Source organism: Pseudomonas sp. TAE6080 (assembly GCF_018732265.1).
Classification (GTDB): domain Bacteria; phylum Pseudomonadota; class Gammaproteobacteria; order Pseudomonadales; family Pseudomonadaceae; genus Aquipseudomonas; species Aquipseudomonas brenneri.
On the sequence record NZ_JAHIDY010000009.1, the window covers coordinates 146,859 to 162,383 of the forward strand.

A 15,525-nucleotide genomic window follows, 5' to 3' on the forward strand; every position below is an offset into this window, starting at 1 on the left:
ATTCAAGGGGAGACAGGCGAACGGTAGGACAAATCACTGTAGGAGTCGGGTCTTGGACCTTCAATCATCGCGAGTCAGCACTTCCAGCAACTCGATCTCAAAATGCAGATTGCTATGGGGCTTTATATGCGCACCCATCGCCCGCTCGCCATAGGCCAGATGCGCCGGTACAAACAGCTTGCGCACACCACCGACCTGCATGCCCATCAAACCCTGGTCCCAACCTTTAATCACTCGACCAGTACCAATCACACATTGGAACGGCTTGCCCCGCTCCCAGGAGGAATCAAACACCGTGCCGTCTTCCAGGGTGCCGGTGTATTGGGTGGTGATCAGCGCCCCCTTGACCACGGTTTTTCCGTCGCCTTGGCGCAGGTCGGTGATTTGCAGTTCTTCGTTGCTCATGGGGGTCTCGTTGGGTTCATACAGGCTGGCTTTTTCCCAGAATCAAGCGCCGTTGGCAAGCGCCCTCTAAAGGATCCAGGCTACAGCTCAGCCAGAAGCATCTGACTTAACCTCACCCATTTTTTCCCCTCTTATGAAAAACCAACCACCCCGGTTGCATAACAATAAGAGGTCACCCGCAATGAGCGAACCAACAAGCCCTGTCCGCGTCGCTGTCGTGCAGTTCGCCCCCCAGGTCGGCCTGGGTAACCGCGAAAGCAATCTACGCCGCAGCCTGGCGTTGGCCGCCGAGGCCGTCAACGGTGGGGCTAACCTGATCGTACTGCCCGAGTTGTCGAACTGCGGCTATTTCTTCAGCAGCCGCCAGGATGCATTCGAGCATGCCGAGGTCATTCCAGGCGGCGCCAGTGTGCAGGCCTGGATGGCGTTTGCCGCCACGCACCAGGTGTATCTGGTGGCGGGCCTGAATGAGATCGATGGCCGGCAACTGTTTAATACTGCGGTATTGCTGGGGCCGGATGGGTTGATCGGCAAATACCGCAAGGCTCATCTGTGGAACCTGGAAAAACTCTGGTTCACCCCCGGCAACCTGGGGTTTCCGGTGTTTGAAACACCTATCGGGCGGATTGGCCTGTTGATCTGCTGGGATATCTGGTTCCCGGAAGTACCACGCATCCTCAGCCAACAAGGCGCCGACATTATTTGCAGCCTCAACAACTGGGTGTGGACACCGCCGCCGCTGTTCGATGAGGCCGGCAAATGCATGGCGTCCTATCTGACCATGACTGCGGCACACGTCAACAACGTGTTCATCGCCGCTGCCAGTCGTATCGGTGAAGAGCGCGACGCGCGCTACCTGGGCTGCTCGTTGATTGCCGGGACCAATGGCTGGCCCATCGGCAAAGTGGCGTCGGCCAACCGCCAGGAAATTCTGTTCGCCGATATCGACCTGACCAGTGCCCGCAGTGCGCCGATCTGGAACAGCCTCAATGACCTGCAACGTGATCGGCGCAATGATCTTTACGATCAGATGCTCGGGTATTCCCAACACCCCGCCCTGCCACGCTAAAAGGACGGTGGATCATGGAAAACCTGTTCCTGAAACCCGGCACCGAACGATCATCGATCGATACGGCGGTCATCATACTAGGGCTCATCAGCGCCTTGCTGATCCTCTGGATTGCATTCACACACCAAGGCTCCTGGCCCGGCTACAACGATATGGTGGCGGGCTTTCCGGAGCCCATCGCCTGGCTACGCTGGGTAGTGGGGGATATCAGCGAGATGGCCTTCTACAAGCATGAACTGGCCTCCCTCGGTTTGTTGGCGGGTGCATACCTGGCCTGGTGGGCCAGCCGAACCGGCAAGCGCTGGCAGGGTTTTGCGATTTGCTACGGCAGTGGGTTATGGCCGTGGCTGGTAACCAGTTCCCTTCTGGGCCTGCTGCTGAGTAACCTGCTGTGGGGGTGGACGGTCACCGCCGCTACCTGGCAGCCGACCTTTGCGGCGTTTGTGTCATTGCCGGCGGCAATGGTGCTGATGTTTGGCGACGGCTGGAAGGTCACGCTCAACGGCGCGTTGCTGGGCGCGCTACTGGTCACGCCAACGTGCTTGCTGATCGTCAATTTTGTCTGTGTCCCGCTGGGTTTGCCTGTCGTGATTGGCAACGTACTGGGCATGGCGGTGGGCAGCGTGATTGCCTTTGTCGTGTGCCGACGCGTACCGGTGCTGGTGCGTTCCGGCTATATCGCCCCGCCCAGGCCCGCCCCGGCCAAGCCACCATCTTATGGCGTGGCCTGGAGCCTGCGCAGGGTGTTGGCTGATTTTTCCGAAGCGCCGTTTTTCGGCAATGAGTGGGCCAGCCTCGGCCTGCTGGCCGGGGTCCTGCTGGCGTATGCCTTGAACCCCGTGAGCGCCGCCTATGGCTCGGGATTGGTGCTGCAACTGGTCGGCGCCCAGGCGCTGACTTCGGCACTGGGCGTGGTGATCTGGCGCAGCCAGTGGATCAAGCGCGGTTGGTATCCCACCTATGTGCCGTTGGTGTCGGTCGTGCCAGCGGCAGTGCTGACCCATGGCGGCAGTTGGATGGTGATCGGCTCAAGTGCATTGCTCGGGGCGCTGGTTGCGCCGCCATTGGCCTGCGCAATTGCAGGACGGATGCCGGCGCACTTTCATCCTTACATCGGCAATGTGATTTCGATGGCGCTGAGCACCTTGTTGATTGTGCCTTTGGTTGGAAGATTGGTCGCGTAAACACGCGGGTAAGGCCCATGAGCCTTACCCGCGCTCACTCACAACCACCGCCAAAACCGGCTCCAGAACCCCCGCTCCAGGTCCGCCTTGCACCCCGCATATTGGCGCGCATACATATCGGAGCGGGCCTTGACCTTGCCGGCAACCGGCAACAGCCACGCCTTGCTGGCATAGGTGCGGTTACGGTACCCACCCCAGCCTTCGTGGTAGTTCAGGTATTGGCCATAAGCGTCATATTTGTACACGCCGTTGATAGTGGCGGTCTTGTCCATGTACCAGCCGACAAAGTCGATGGCATCGTCGAAGTCCTGGCGGCTGGCCCAGTTGCGGCCGGTGCTTTTCTGGTAGTCGCCCCACACTTCATCCTTGGCCTGGGCGTAGCCGGCAGCGGTGCTGACACGGCCCCAGGGAATGATCCACAACAGGTATTTACGCGGGGTCTTGGCGTTCTGCCGGAAGCCCGACTCCTGGTACATGATGGCAAACGGCACCTGGATCGGCACACCCCAGCGCTTCTGGGTGACTTTGGCCGCGTCGTACCAGTCATCCTTTTCGCGGAAGATGCCACAGATATCATTGGGCGTGCGCGGCGGTGAGGTGCCGCACGCTGCCAGCAGGAGGGTGAGTAACAGCAGGGTTGTGGTTTTTAGCGGGGTCAAAAGCATACCTTTGCGTGATGCGCGTAAAAGGTCGACAGTTTACGCGCTCACGCAAGGTGATGCCGCTAAGACATCAATTGACCTTGATCAAGCCATTGGCACTTTACGAGTCGAAATGGCCAGGCGCCCCATACCAAAGCTCAATGCAGCCCCCAACAGCAACATCAGCAATGTGCTCCAGGCCGCGCGGGACAGTTGCTTAGCCGCGATTTCACCGGCTTCGCGGGCCTTTTGTTCAGCCTGGGCCTTGAGCTCTTCGACTTTCTGCACGGCCTGCTGATACGCCTGGGCATAGTTCTCGACAATCTGGCTGGCCTCGGCCTGGCTCTTGCCGGTGCGGGCCGCGACGATGTTGACCAGCGCCTCTTTGTCCGCCGCATTCAACGCAGGCTCACCGGAAGCCTTGACGCGCTCGAACCATTGCTTGAGTTCGGTCGCAGCCTGGGCCGGGTCGGTTGCTGCATCGGTGGCCGATTGCTTGCCATCAGCGCCAATCTGCTCGGCTTTCTGCTCGACCGTGGCCGGATCCAGCTCAGCCTTGCCGCTTTGCTTGAGCAAGGTGTCGAGTTCGCCCTGCAAGCTGTCCCAATCCAGGCTGATGCCCTTTTCGTTCAACTGCTGCTTGACGCTGTCGCTGATACCCGGCGCCACGGCGGCAATCCCGCTGCCCGCCGCCGACAGGCCTTTGCCTACGACATTGCCCGCTGCGCCGACAACGCTGGTGGCCAACGCCGCCAGCAGCCAGGTGGTCAGCAAGGTGGTGATGGTCCAGCTCAGGATGCCATGCAGGCCACCGCGATCCGGGGCCGTGCGCCCGGCAACGAAGGCACCCACGCCAATCGCCAGCAGCGTGGAGACAAACAGCCAGATACCAGCGCCAGTACCAAAACCACTCAACGGGTTACCGGCCTGCATCGCGTCGACCGCGCTGGCGCCGATGGCGGTGCCCAGTACGCTCAGTACCAGATAGGTCACCAGGGCAATTGCACTACCGGCCAGTACCGAGCCCCAGGACACGCGAAACGGCGAACGGTTGGTTTCATAGAGGGTGGTCATGATCGATCCTTGGACAAATGAGTAGGCCTTCAGTGTGTCCAGGTCGGTGGCTGCGGTCTCGGCACAATTGCACTAGGTACACTGGTGCATTCGCACCCCGCCAGGGTGATTGGCTCTGCACTATGCTCAGGCTCTGTTGTCGTACTCCACATGTGCCAGACACGCCCTGTTCTGTAGGAGCGAGCTTGCTCGCGAAGAACCTGAGGGCGCCGCGTTCTTCCTGGGCGCGCGCGTTACCGGTGGAGCAAGCTCGCGCCTACAGGAGACACGGTTGTCCTTATCTACCCATTTTGGAGAAACCATGAGCCAGGCCGTCCTCGCCCAAGAAACCAATCGCCGCCAATTGCAGCAGATCATCTCCGGACTGTCCGATGGGGTGATTCTCGCCGAGGTCGACCAGAGCATTCTCTGGGCCAACGAAGCCGCGCTGGCCATGCATGGCCTGGATGACATTGCCGGGCTCGGTGCCAACACGGCCGAATACGCCGAGCGCTTTGCCCTGCGCTATCGCAACAATCACCCGCTGGCCCTGGAGGCCTATCCGCTGAGCCGGGTGGCCAACGGCGAAGCGTTCAGTGACGTGATAGTCGAAGTCACCCCCACCGCCGACGCCGACCGCACCTGGGTCCATCGCTTGCGCAGCCTGGCGCTCACCGACAGCGCCGGCAAGCCGGAACTGCTGGTGCTGATCCTCAGCGACGCCACCGAATGGGCCAGCGCCGAGCAGCGCTTTGAAAAGACCTTCAATGCCAACCCGGCGCCGGCGGTGATCTGCCGCTTGAGCGATTTGCGCTATATCAAGGTCAACCAGGGGTTCCTCGAAATGACCGGTCATAACCGCGATCAGGTGATCGGCCGCTCGGTGTACGAACTGGATGTGCTGGAACAGGCCGAACGCAAGGAGCTGGCGATCCAGCGCCTGGGCGAAGGGGCGACCATCCCGCAGATGCAAGCCGAGCTCAAGCTGCCTGAAGGCGGCAGCAAGCTGGTGATTGTCGCCGGCCAGCCGCTGGATATGAACGATGAGGAATGCATGCTGTTTTCCTTCACTGACCTTGAGCCCCGGCGCAAGGCCGAAACCGCCCTGCGCCAGAGCGAGGAGCGGTTTGCCAAGTCCTTCCGCCTGACACCGGTGCCGACCCTGGTGTGCGATGCGGGCAATCAGCAAGTGGTGGACGTCAACGACGCGTTCATGAGCATCACCGGCTACACCAGTGAAGAACTGATCGGCAAGTCCATCACCGAGATCAACTTTATCGACAGCAGCGAGGCCTGCACGCAGTTGTTCGCCACCCTGGAAAAGGCCGGCAACCTCGATGGCCAGGATCTGAAGATCCGCAAGAAAGGCAACGAAGTGATTGATTGCGTGGTGTCGGCCGACACCGTGAGCATTCAGGACACCACCTGTTACTTGCTGGTGATGATGAACATCACCGAACGCAAACGCTCGGAGCTGGAGTTGGTATCGGCCATCGAGGAGGTGATGAAAGATGCGTCCTGGTTCAGCCAGACCCTGATCGAAAAACTGGCCAACGCCAAGAGCGTCAACAGCCCCAACCTGCCGAACATCGCGTTCACCGACTTGACCGCCCGTGAGCGGGATGTACTGGGGCTGATCTGTGAAGGCCTGGCCGACAAGGAAATCGCCTCGCGCCTGAAGCTGGCGCCCAATACCGTGCGCAATCATGTGGCTACGGTCTATTCCAAACTCAACGTACACAGCCGCAGTGCCGCCATCGTCTGGGCCCGGGAGCGGGGGTTGTTTGCCGGGGAGCGGCGGGCAAAAAACCCGAAATAAGGTGCAAATGCACTAGGACTACCAGTGCAAATTCGCCTTATTTTCCTACCCATGCACTACTTAACCTTTGAAGGGTGAGTACAGGCCTTGAACGCCTTTACCCAAGCACTCTTGCCCTTTGAAGGAAAGTCCACATGTTTACCCTGGCCCAACTGCGCAATTGCATCGAGGAAGCCTTGTTGCCGCTGACCTGCGAGTTCACCTTGTGTCGCGACTCGTCACTGACCTTGAAGGTGTTTGACGCCGAGAGCGGCCGGGTGGACCTGGTCGTCACCGGGATCAGCGTGAATAAGCTCAAGACCCCGCAAGACGTCGCGACGATGGTCGAGGAATTGCGCTATGAGTTGCACAGCAACACCGTGGGGGGGGCACTCTCCATCTGACCCCGCCCCTTTGTAGGCACTATTCCCTGTGGGACGCAGACATTTACACAGGTTGTGCGGTGTCAGGACGCGGTTTCAACGACGCGCCGATAAAATAGAACAGCCCGCCGGCCACGATAAACCCCGCCAGCATGTAGAACATGTAGTGCGCCGGCAGGCTGGCCAGCACCAGCCCGCACAACACCGGTCCCAGGGCGGCACCGAGGTTGGAGAGGTTTTGCGCGCCGTAGTACATGCCCCGCAGGTGATCCGGGGCAATGCGGTCGATAAACATGTATTCAGCGGGGAATACGATGATTTCCCCCACGGTAAAGATCGCCATCGACACCACCCACCACCACACGCTGGTGGACAGCGCAAAGCCAATCACCCCCAGCATGAACATGCCCAGCCCGAGGATCAGCCAGCGGCTCAGGTGACGGTGGCTGATCTGCCGGCCAATCACGTATTGCAGGGCGATCACCAATAGTGCGTTGGTGGTCAGAATCGCGCTGATGACCTTGTAGGTGTACTCCGCACTTGAGGTCGTCACCAGGTACTGCGACAGGTACGCAGTGAACTGTCCAAAGACTACTGCGCTGAGCAAGCCGCCCACGGTAAAGCACACCAGCCGATGATCACGCAGCAACACCCGGCCAACGGCAAGGAACGACACCGGTTTTTGCGCCGTGTCGACCGTCGCCAGGGTGCGGTCGCCCCAACGCCAGTAGAGCAGGAAAAACCCAGCCCCCAGTACCGCCGACAATACAAACGGCAGGCTGATATCGGCCTTGGCGATCATCGCACCAAAAAACGGCCCGACCGCGTAACCGATATTGGTCAGGGTGTACTTGATAGAAAACACTTCGCTGCGCGCATCCTCGGGCAACAGGCTGGCAAACCCGGCCTTGACCGCAATATCGATCACCGCATAGGCCAGGTTGATCAGGATCAGGCAGGCATAGAACAACCACAGGTCACGCGCCAGCAGCGTGCCGACAAACCCCAGGACAAACAGCAGGCTCAGGCCCAGCAACAAGCGATAACTGTTGACCCGGTCCACCAGGAAGCCGCCGTAGACACTCAGCAGGGAGCCGACGATCAGCGAACTGCCAATCACCAGGCCTACCTGGCTGATGCCCAGGGCAAAGTGACTGGTCAGGTAGATCACCATGTACGGAAAGGTAATCGCCTTGGCCAGTGTCAGAATCAGCGTGGCTGACAGCAACAGGTTCACGGTGCGGGGGTAATTTTTTATTGTGGTCAGCATCCTGCTCTCTTTCTCTGAAGGCATTCGTTGCAATGGGGCCAGTCGCTACCTTAACGCAGGATGAGCGGCAGAAAATGCTGCCTTATGCATTTATGCAAAAATTAAATCCACAATTCTGAATAACGTGTATACGGTACTACTCTCCTTGCGCCAGCCTACTGACGAGTCCAAGCACGATGAAAACAGCTCTGTCCCGAACCAAACTATTGGCCAGCGCCTTGATTGTGATCGCGGTGATCGGCGGCGCAACGTATTACCTGCTGGGCCGCAATGCTGACACCGAGTTGCTTGAAGACGCCGAGTACAGCGAGGCACAGCTCAATGAAGGCGGTGTGGATGGCATTCGGGACCTGCCCTTGGCGGAAGCGAAAAAGCGCCTGAATTACCTGATCCTCGATATGCGCGACAGCCTCAACCGCATTGCGGTGATCGAAAGCATGCGCCTGGAAATCGGCCCGGCCACCCCCACGCCCGACGAGCCTCAGGCGCAGAAAGAACTGAGCTACGACAAGCCGTTCGTGCCCTTCCCCGATCAGCAATTGAAGGCTGCGTTGACCACCCTCAAGCAAACACCGCTGCACTTCCAACAGGTGTTTTTCGACAATGGCTCCGGGCTCAACCTGGATGTCGAAACGATCCGCGACACCCTCAAGCTTGGCGCGCTGCCGGATCAGGAAAGCACAGGCAGCTACCAGATCCAGACCGTGCATTTTCGCGATGGCACCCAACAGCCGTTTGCCGAGGTGGTCCTTGAGGACGCCAATAGCGAAGAAGAGCCAAACCACACCAGCACCGAGCTGAAGGTCAACAAGCCGGTTGAGCGCATCAGTGTTGCCCTGCACTACCAGGCTTACCCTGGCTTCAAGAAAATCCTGCTGGACCAGGCCAACCCGAAAGTCACCGGTGAAAACGGCGAGACTTACCAACTGACCGCCCTCGGTGACTCACGCGCGGCCCTGCAACTGGCCACGCCCAAGCACAAGTCCTATGTGATCCAGGGCCTGACCGCCGACGGCAAGACCTTGTACAGCGGCGGCAGCAGCTCCAACACCTCGCCCACGGCCGAACAAAAGGCCAACCTGAAGGCGTACTACAACGAACTGCTGCGCATGGAAGACCATTTCGACGATTTCAAAAATGCCGCAGCCGTGCAGGATCACCTGGAAAAATTCGCCAGCAGCCTGCCCAGCTCAGACAGCGACCTGAGCAATGTCCAGGTGACTTACCAGTTCGAAGACACGCCTGCCAGTGTGGTCATCTACCTGCTGGAACCGGCGCAACCGCAGACGATTGATCTGGAAATGAGCAACAACCTGGCGCCCCGTGATCGCTACATTGCCTTCGACAGCGCCAGCGAAAAAAAGGGCTTTATCGATAACCAGGGGCAATGGGTGGTCAAGCCACGCTTCGAGCGTATCGAGTACACCCAAATGCCTGATGTCTACCAGATGATGGTCGGCGAGAAGTCCTCTGGCGAGGGCTGGAGCCAGTTGCTGTTCAAGTACTTTGCCTTTGTGCCTGGCACGCACACGCTCAATGAACTGCCCTTCGAAAGCATCGAACAGCAGATCAACGACCGGTTGATGGTGGTCCAGCGCGAGACCAATGGCCCCTACGGTGTCTACGACGTCAAGAAATTGCAGGTCGTGGTGCCGATGAAGTACGTCAACCCCAGTGTCGTCGGCGAGGTGTTCATCGCCCGTCCGGGCCAGAAAACCTATGGCTCGGACTCGCTATACGGTGCCTGGAACCTGAGCGGCAAGGAGCTGCTGGCGCCGCGCTACTCCAGCGTTAACGGCGCGGGCGCCTTTATCTACGCCACCTCTGCCGACAAGCATCAAACCGACGTCTACGACCTGGGTATGAAAAAACTCAATCCGGCCGGCGCAACGGTCTTCGGACAGTTTGTACAGGGCCAGCCGTTATTGATCCAGGACCGTAAAAGCAACAAATACAGCTTCATCAATGAACAGGGCAAGGCGCTGCCGTTCAGCCTGCCATTCGATGACGTGAATACGTTCTCCAACGGCATGGCGGTGGTGCAAAAGGGCAGCCGTTACGGCGCCATTGATATGAACGGCAAACTTCGCGTGCCCGTGACCTACACCAAGCTCACCCCCTTCCAGAAGAACCTGGCCGCTGCAGAAATGGATGGGTTTGAGGGCTTGGTGCTGATCGACAAGAACAACCGCGTGGCGAAGAAACTGGGCTCCTATACCAGCTACAGCTACCCGTCCAACAGCAACGATGCGACCTACAGCATTTGGGATGCGCAGGTGCCGAACCGGGTCAATGTGTTCGATGCTGACGGTAACCAGACAAGCAGTTTTGAGCGCGAGTAAGGTTCAAACCGTTCAATCAAGCCAGACAGGGCGCTTGTCCGTTGCGCCCATGAAATTAATCATGTATTTTTTCATGAAATTTAAAGATAAGAATTTCACGAAAATACTCCCATGGACAAACAAGAAGAACTGGACGCCCTGGCGACCCTGATCCACGACCTGCGCAAGTACAAGAAACTCACCCTGGCCCAGCTGGCGCAAAAGATCGAGCGCTCGGTGGGTTTCCTGTCCCAGGTCGAGCGCGGTTTGTCGCGCCCCACCGTGGCAGACCTGACTGCCATCAGCCATGCCCTCGATGTGCCCACCACTTATTTCTACAGCGTGCCCAAACCCAAGGCGGTGGATTGGGTCACGCGGCCCAACGAGCGGCGTACGGTGTACTACGCCAATGGCATTACCGACATCCTCGTCTCACCGAGCATGAACGGGGCGTTCTCGATGCTCGACAGCTGGTTGGCCCCTGGCGCCAACAGCGGTGAACAGACCATGAGCGACCGCGCCGAACAGGCCGGGTTTGTGCTTGAAGGCCACCTGACGCTATGGGTCGAAGGCGAGGCCGACGCGGTCACCCTGGGCCCCGGCGACAGCTTTCACCTGGCCAGTTTCGCCCACTGCCGCTACGGCAACCTGACCGACCTGCCGGCCCGCGTGCTGTGGGTCTACAACTGAGGCACACCAAGGAGCGTCACCCGTGAAAAGCCATTCCTCCACGTTACTGGCCGAAGTGCGGACCTTTCGCCAGAACCATCCGGATGTACGTTACGTCGACCTGATTTCCCTGGACATTCCCGGACGGTTCTACGGCAAGCGCTACCCGGTTGAAATGTTGGAAAAAGTCGCCGCCGGCAGCCCTCTGAAACTGCCACAGAACGCCGTGCTGCTAGGCGCCCAGGGCGGTTTGTTCAAGATCGGCGACTACTGCTTCCATGACGGCGACCCGGACGCCAACCGCCGCCTGGTGCCCGGCACGCTCAAGCCGGTAAGTTGGGAGGCGCAGCCCCTGGGACAGATGCTGATCACCTCCGACGGTACCGAGGCACCCATCGAATTCGAACCCCGAGAAGTGCTGGCCAAGGTCCTCGAACGCCTGCACGGCAAGGGTATTCACCCGGTGGTGGCGTTTGAACTGGAGTTCTACCTGTTCGACAGAAAACTCGCCGATGGCCTGCCGCAATTTGCCCGCGACCCGTTGAGCGATGACCCGGACGACCAGCCCACCCTGCATATCGAGCGGCTGTCACGGTTCGCCCCGGTGCTCGATGACATGGTGCAGACCGCCCAGGCCCAGGGCATCGATATTACGGTGATCACTGCCGAACTGGGCCCCGGCCAGTTCGAAATCAATTTTGGCCACCTCGACGATGGCCTGCGCGCCGCCGACTGGGCCGCCCTGTTCTGCCGCAGTACCCGTGGCGTGGCGCTCAAGCATGGCTATCGCGCCAGTTTCATGGCCAAGCCCTACCTGCAACATCCGGGCAGTGGCATGCATGTGCATGTCAGCCTGTACGATGCCGCCGGCAATAACCTGCTGGCGGCGCATCAGCAGCAACCGTTGCGCCACGCGGTGGCGGGTTGCCTGGAACTGCTGCCCCATTGCATGCCGATTTTCTCGCCCAACCACAACGCCTTCAGGCGCCTGGGCGGTACGGTCAACGCGGCGACCAAGGCCTGCTGGGGCTATGAAGACCGTGACGCCTGCGTGCGTATCCCCGAGTCTGATCCGCGCAACCTGCGGATCGAGCATCGCCTGGCCAGTGCCGACGCCAATCCCTACCTGGTGCTGGCGGCAATCCTGGTCGGGCTCGAACATGGCCTGGAGGCTGCGCGCGAACCCATCGCACCGTTGAACGAGGACCGCGACAGCGGCCACGACTTCCCCCTGGAAATGCTTGAGGCCGTGCGCGCCATGCAGGCGCAACCGGCCCTGCGCAAGGGCCTGGGCGCGGAGTTTGTCGACGTCTATTGCGAGAACAAACGCCAGGATCACCTGGCCTTCCAGCAGGAGATCAATGCACGGGAATATCGCTGGTATCTGTAGCGACCGCCTCCCTGTAGGAGCTGGCAAGCCAGCTCCTACAGTTTGATCTTCGCGGCCTTGAGCAAGGTGTTACCTTGCAAAGGTCTTATGATCGCCCTCTCCTGCGGACTGCCCATGACCGACCAAAGCCCCCCTGCCCTCAAGGAAATCTTCAACCTCGAACGCCTGCAACACATCGCCGATGAAATGCGTGCGGTGTACCCGGCGTTTGACGCCAAGGGGTTTCTCAAGCACGCCACGCAGGATTTGGCCCAGTTGTCGGTGATGCAGCGCATGGCCCGTGTCAGCGAAAGCCTGCACGCGGTCATCCCCCTGGACTATGCGCATACCCTCAAGCATCTGTATGCCCTGGCTCCGCGCCTGAACAGCAGCTTTGTCAGCCTGTTCCTGCCGCACTTTGTGGCCAGCTACGGCCAGGATGACTTCAAGCGCTCGATGGCAGCGCTCAAGTACTTCACCACCTTTGGTTCTGCCGAGTTTGCCGTGCGGCCTTTTCTGCTCAAGGATTTTGAACCCACGCTGGCGGTGATGCAGCAGTGGTCGCTGGACGACAATGAACACGTGCGCCGCCTCGCCAGCGAGGGCTCGCGGCCGAGGCTGCCGTGGTCGTTTCGCCTGGCCCGGGTGCAGGCCGATCCGCGCCTGTGCGCGTCGATCCTGGATAACCTCAAGGCCGACAACAGCCTGTATGTACGCAAGTCCGTGGCCAACCACCTCAACGACATCACCAAGGACCATCCGGACTGGGTGCTGGATGTTATCGAGAGTTGGTCACTGGACAACCCTCAAACAGCCTGGATCGCTCGCCACGCCCTGCGCAGCCTGATCAAGCAAGGCAATACCCGCGCATTGACGATCATGGGCGCAGGCGCGCGTGCCGAAGTGAAGATCCAGCACTTGAAGGTCGAGCCCGCGGTGATTCGCCTGGGTGAGCGCATCAACCTGTCGTTTACCCTGCAATCCATGGCCAGCACCTCACAAAAACTGGTGGTGGACTACGCCATCGATTATGTAAAAAGCACCGGCCATAGCGCCGCCAAGGTGTTCAAGCTCAAGACCTTTACCCTCGGCGCGAATGAGCGGCATACAGTTTTACGTAGCCAACACATCCGCGACATGACCACGCGCAAGCACTACCCCGGCCAGCACACCGTGCATGTACTTGTGAACGGTGAACGCCTGGCAAGCAGTGAATTTGAACTGCTCGACTGACCCTTCCCACCAAACAAAAGGCTCTATCTCGGGCCTTTCAGCGACATTTATTGTCCTACAATGCTGGTCTTTGGTGTTGCGATCAATTATCATCTGCCGCCTTCTTGGTACCCGCTAGGGTATCTGTGTCAACGTTCCACCTGAGGCGCCCATGCACTGTTTTTCGTTTTACCGCCCTTTGATTTGCGCAAGTCTGGGGCTTGTTTCGCACCACGCTTACGCCGCGCCGCAACCCATGGCAGAAGCTGCACTTGCCAACGAATCCGAGCTGCACTGCCACTTCAACCGTGACGCCAGCACCGATTGCACCACCACCTACCGCTACACCATCCTCAAGCCCAGTGGCCGGGAAATATTGTCGCGAATCGACTTCAACTATGCCGAAGGCGATGGTTTTGAAGTACTGCACGCCGAATCCACCCAGCCCGGCGGCAAGCCGCAGCCCCTCGACGAAGCGCAGATCGATACGCGCACCGCGCCCAACCCTGACCAGGGGTTTTCCCGGCTCAAGCAAACGTCCCTGGCCTTTCCCAACCTGCGGGTCGGCACGCAAATCCGCTACACCGTGCGCGAACATCACGCCGCCAAGCCGCTGATGACCGAGTTCCACTACGCCCTGCAGTTCGGCACCAGCACTGCCCGTCGCGACCGCCTCAAGGCACGGTTCACGGCTGAACGGCCAATCGAGTGGCGCGCGGAGTTGATGGACGGTTTCACCATCACCCCATCGGTCAATCGCAAGACCCTGGATATCGAACTGAAGGCGCCGACCTATCTCAATTACATCAACGAATCGAGCCACGCCTACCTGCGGCTGATCCCGCGTATCGAAGTGGGCAGCAGCCTTGATGTGCAAAAGCATTTCGGTGGTTTTGCCCAGCGCTACAACCAGATCCTCGCGACCAAGCTGCCGGCAGGCAGTGCCGCCGCCGTGGCTACGGTGAAAGACTTGGCCCCGGCGCAGCAAGTGGCCGGCCTGATGCAGCACATCAACGATCACTACCGTTACCTGGGGGACTGGCGCGCCACGGATCGCGGCTATGTGCCGTTTAACCTGGCAGAGATCGAACAGCACGGTTATGGCGACTGCAAGGACCTCGCGATCCTCCTGACCGCCATGCTCAAGGCCAGCGGGATCAAGGCCGAGACCGCCTGGGTCAGCCGTGGGGATGTGGTGGATTCACTGCTGATTCCGGGCACCGGCGCGCCCAACCACGCCATCGTGCGTGCCGAAGTAGCCGGCCAGGTGTGGTGGCTGGACCCGACCAACCCGGTGTTCGCCCCGGGCCAGGCCATGCCCGACATCCAGGACCGCTGGGTACTCGTCAACGACGCCCAAGGCCAGGTACGCGAGGAACATATCCCCCTGGCGCGCCCTGAAACCAGCATCCGCCTGGACAAACAGGTGCATTACGACAAACAGGGCAACGGTGCGACCCGCGCCAGCGTCACCTTCAGCGGCCTGACACTGATGCAATTAAGCGTCGCTGACCGCGAGCAAGGCGCTACCGCCACCGACCAGAACATCTGCGACAACTTCGGCCGGGAAATCAGCGATTGCCAGGTCACCCGCTCGCCCACCGGCTTCGTGGTGCCCGACACCTACACCGTCAACGCCAGCATGACTGACCTGCGCGCCCTGGAGAAACTCGACAACGGCTACGTCTATACCGACCAGTCGCTGAAAGAGAAGTGGGATGACCTGTTCAACTACCGCCGCAACGGGCAACAGGGCGACCTGTACCTGGGCAATCCGGACACTGTCGACTACACCTTTACCTTGACCGGCGGGAAGATGGACAAACCGGTGCAGGGCTGCAAGATCAGCTCGCCCTGGTATGACCTGGAGCTCGATGGCGAGCAGCTCAAGGACGGCTTGCGCTATCACTATCGGCTGACCCAGAAAGTGCGCTGGTTGAGCCACGATGAAATCTTCAGTGCGCCGTTTGAAAAGATGATCAACGATGCCCGTGCGTGTGGTGAACAGGTGCATCAGACCGTGAAACTCTAAACCCACGCACAGCCCCATGTGGGAGCTGTCTCGCCCTGCGAGGCTGCGATGGCGGCGGCACAGTCACTGAAGATGTCGCCTGATCCACCGCTATCGCAGCCTCGCCGGGGCTCGACAGC

General features: G+C 59.8%; 13 protein-coding genes. 9 read left to right on the plus strand and 4 right to left on the minus strand.

The genetic code is table 11. The annotated features are described in order from the left end of the window. Positions 1-60 precede the first annotated feature (60 nt). The gene (locus tag KL786_RS09500; RefSeq protein ID WP_090290830.1) at positions 61-405 is read right to left on the minus strand and encodes an FKBP-type peptidyl-prolyl cis-trans isomerase; all 345 of its coding nucleotides are present in this window, start codon (positions 403-405) and stop codon (positions 61-63) included. 181 nt (positions 406-586) lie between these two features. Here KL786_RS09500 and KL786_RS09505 point away from each other — a divergent pair, with 181 nt between their 5' ends. Continuing rightward, positions 587-1,474: a nitrilase family protein gene (locus KL786_RS09505; RefSeq protein WP_215517439.1), complete on the plus strand. Its 888-nt coding sequence runs from the start codon at positions 587-589 to the stop codon at positions 1,472-1,474. Positions 1,475-1,488: 14 nt separating this feature from the next. After that, on the plus strand, positions 1,489-2,658 hold the full coding sequence (locus KL786_RS09510; protein WP_215517440.1) for a hypothetical protein: 1,170 nt from the start codon (positions 1,489-1,491) through the stop codon (positions 2,656-2,658). A gap of 38 nt (positions 2,659-2,696) precedes the next feature. Here KL786_RS09510 and KL786_RS09515 read toward each other — a convergent pair whose 3' ends face one another. Beyond that, positions 2,697-3,317, minus strand: a complete 621-nt coding sequence (locus KL786_RS09515) for a transglycosylase SLT domain-containing protein (RefSeq protein ID WP_252193660.1) — start codon at positions 3,315-3,317, stop codon at positions 2,697-2,699. 87 nt (positions 3,318-3,404) lie between these two features. Beyond that, positions 3,405-4,373, minus strand: a complete 969-nt coding sequence (locus KL786_RS09520) for a hypothetical protein (protein WP_215517442.1) — start codon at positions 4,371-4,373, stop codon at positions 3,405-3,407. 301 nt (positions 4,374-4,674) lie between these two features. Between KL786_RS09520 and KL786_RS09525 the strand changes: the two genes are divergently transcribed. Continuing rightward, positions 4,675-6,171 carry a PAS domain S-box protein gene (locus tag KL786_RS09525; protein WP_032860205.1) on the plus strand — a complete coding sequence of 499 codons (1,497 nt, stop codon included), beginning with the start codon at positions 4,675-4,677 and terminating at the stop codon, positions 6,169-6,171. Positions 6,172-6,305: 134 nt separating this feature from the next. Continuing rightward, positions 6,306-6,554, plus strand: a complete 249-nt coding sequence (locus KL786_RS09530; protein WP_215517443.1) for a DUF1652 domain-containing protein — start codon at positions 6,306-6,308, stop codon at positions 6,552-6,554. A gap of 43 nt (positions 6,555-6,597) precedes the next feature. Here the strand turns inward: KL786_RS09530 and KL786_RS09535 are convergent, their stop codons facing one another. Further along, the gene (locus tag KL786_RS09535; protein ID WP_215517444.1) at positions 6,598-7,803 is read right to left on the minus strand and encodes an MFS transporter; all 1,206 of its coding nucleotides are present in this window, start codon (positions 7,801-7,803) and stop codon (positions 6,598-6,600) included. 176 nt (positions 7,804-7,979) lie between these two features. Between KL786_RS09535 and KL786_RS09540 the strand changes: the two genes are divergently transcribed. The 5 genes from KL786_RS09540 (at position 7,980) to KL786_RS09560 (ending at position 15,406) form a co-directional block, all read left to right on the plus strand. Then, positions 7,980-10,145: a WG repeat-containing protein gene (locus tag KL786_RS09540; RefSeq protein WP_215517445.1), complete on the plus strand. Its 2,166-nt coding sequence runs from the start codon at positions 7,980-7,982 to the stop codon at positions 10,143-10,145. 111 nt (positions 10,146-10,256) lie between these two features. Then, entirely contained in the window at positions 10,257-10,814 is a 558-nt protein-coding gene (locus KL786_RS09545) for a helix-turn-helix domain-containing protein (RefSeq protein WP_032860210.1), read from the plus strand. A 22-nt stretch (positions 10,815-10,836) separates the two neighbouring features. Beyond that, a complete protein-coding gene (locus KL786_RS09550; protein ID WP_215517446.1) occupies positions 10,837-12,183 on the plus strand; it encodes a glutamine synthetase family protein in 1,347 nt (448 codons plus the stop codon). Between the two features lie 114 nt (positions 12,184-12,297). After that, positions 12,298-13,395, plus strand: coding sequence for a DNA alkylation repair protein (locus KL786_RS09555; protein ID WP_215517447.1), 1,098 nt, complete (start codon positions 12,298-12,300; stop codon positions 13,393-13,395). A 151-nt stretch (positions 13,396-13,546) separates the two neighbouring features. Then, entirely contained in the window at positions 13,547-15,406 is a 1,860-nt protein-coding gene (locus tag KL786_RS09560) for a DUF3857 domain-containing transglutaminase family protein (protein WP_215517448.1), read from the plus strand. The last annotated feature ends 119 nt before the right edge of the window (positions 15,407-15,525 follow it).

Bases quoted from the DNA above. Each gene is read 5' to 3' on its own strand.
- KL786_RS09545 (WP_032860210.1), top strand. From the start codon at position 10,257: ATGGACAAACAAGAAGAACTGGACGCCCTGGCGACCCTGATCCACGAC.
- KL786_RS09505 (WP_215517439.1), top strand. From the start codon at position 587: ATGAGCGAACCAACAAGCCCTGTCCGCGTCGCTGTCGTGCAGTTCGCC.
- KL786_RS09500 (WP_090290830.1), bottom strand. From the start codon at position 405: ATGAGCAACGAAGAACTGCAAATCACCGACCTGCGCCAAGGCGACGGA.
- KL786_RS09535 (WP_215517444.1), bottom strand. From the start codon at position 7,803: ATGCTGACCACAATAAAAAATTACCCCCGCACCGTGAACCTGTTGCTG.
- KL786_RS09510 (WP_215517440.1), top strand. From the start codon at position 1,489: ATGGAAAACCTGTTCCTGAAACCCGGCACCGAACGATCATCGATCGAT.
- KL786_RS09560 (WP_215517448.1), top strand. From the start codon at position 13,547: ATGCACTGTTTTTCGTTTTACCGCCCTTTGATTTGCGCAAGTCTGGGG.
- KL786_RS09540 (WP_215517445.1), top strand. From the start codon at position 7,980: ATGAAAACAGCTCTGTCCCGAACCAAACTATTGGCCAGCGCCTTGATT.
- KL786_RS09555 (WP_215517447.1), top strand. From the start codon at position 12,298: ATGACCGACCAAAGCCCCCCTGCCCTCAAGGAAATCTTCAACCTCGAA.
- KL786_RS09520 (WP_215517442.1), bottom strand. From the start codon at position 4,373: ATGACCACCCTCTATGAAACCAACCGTTCGCCGTTTCGCGTGTCCTGG.
- KL786_RS09530 (WP_215517443.1), top strand. From the start codon at position 6,306: ATGTTTACCCTGGCCCAACTGCGCAATTGCATCGAGGAAGCCTTGTTG.
- KL786_RS09525 (WP_032860205.1), top strand. From the start codon at position 4,675: ATGAGCCAGGCCGTCCTCGCCCAAGAAACCAATCGCCGCCAATTGCAG.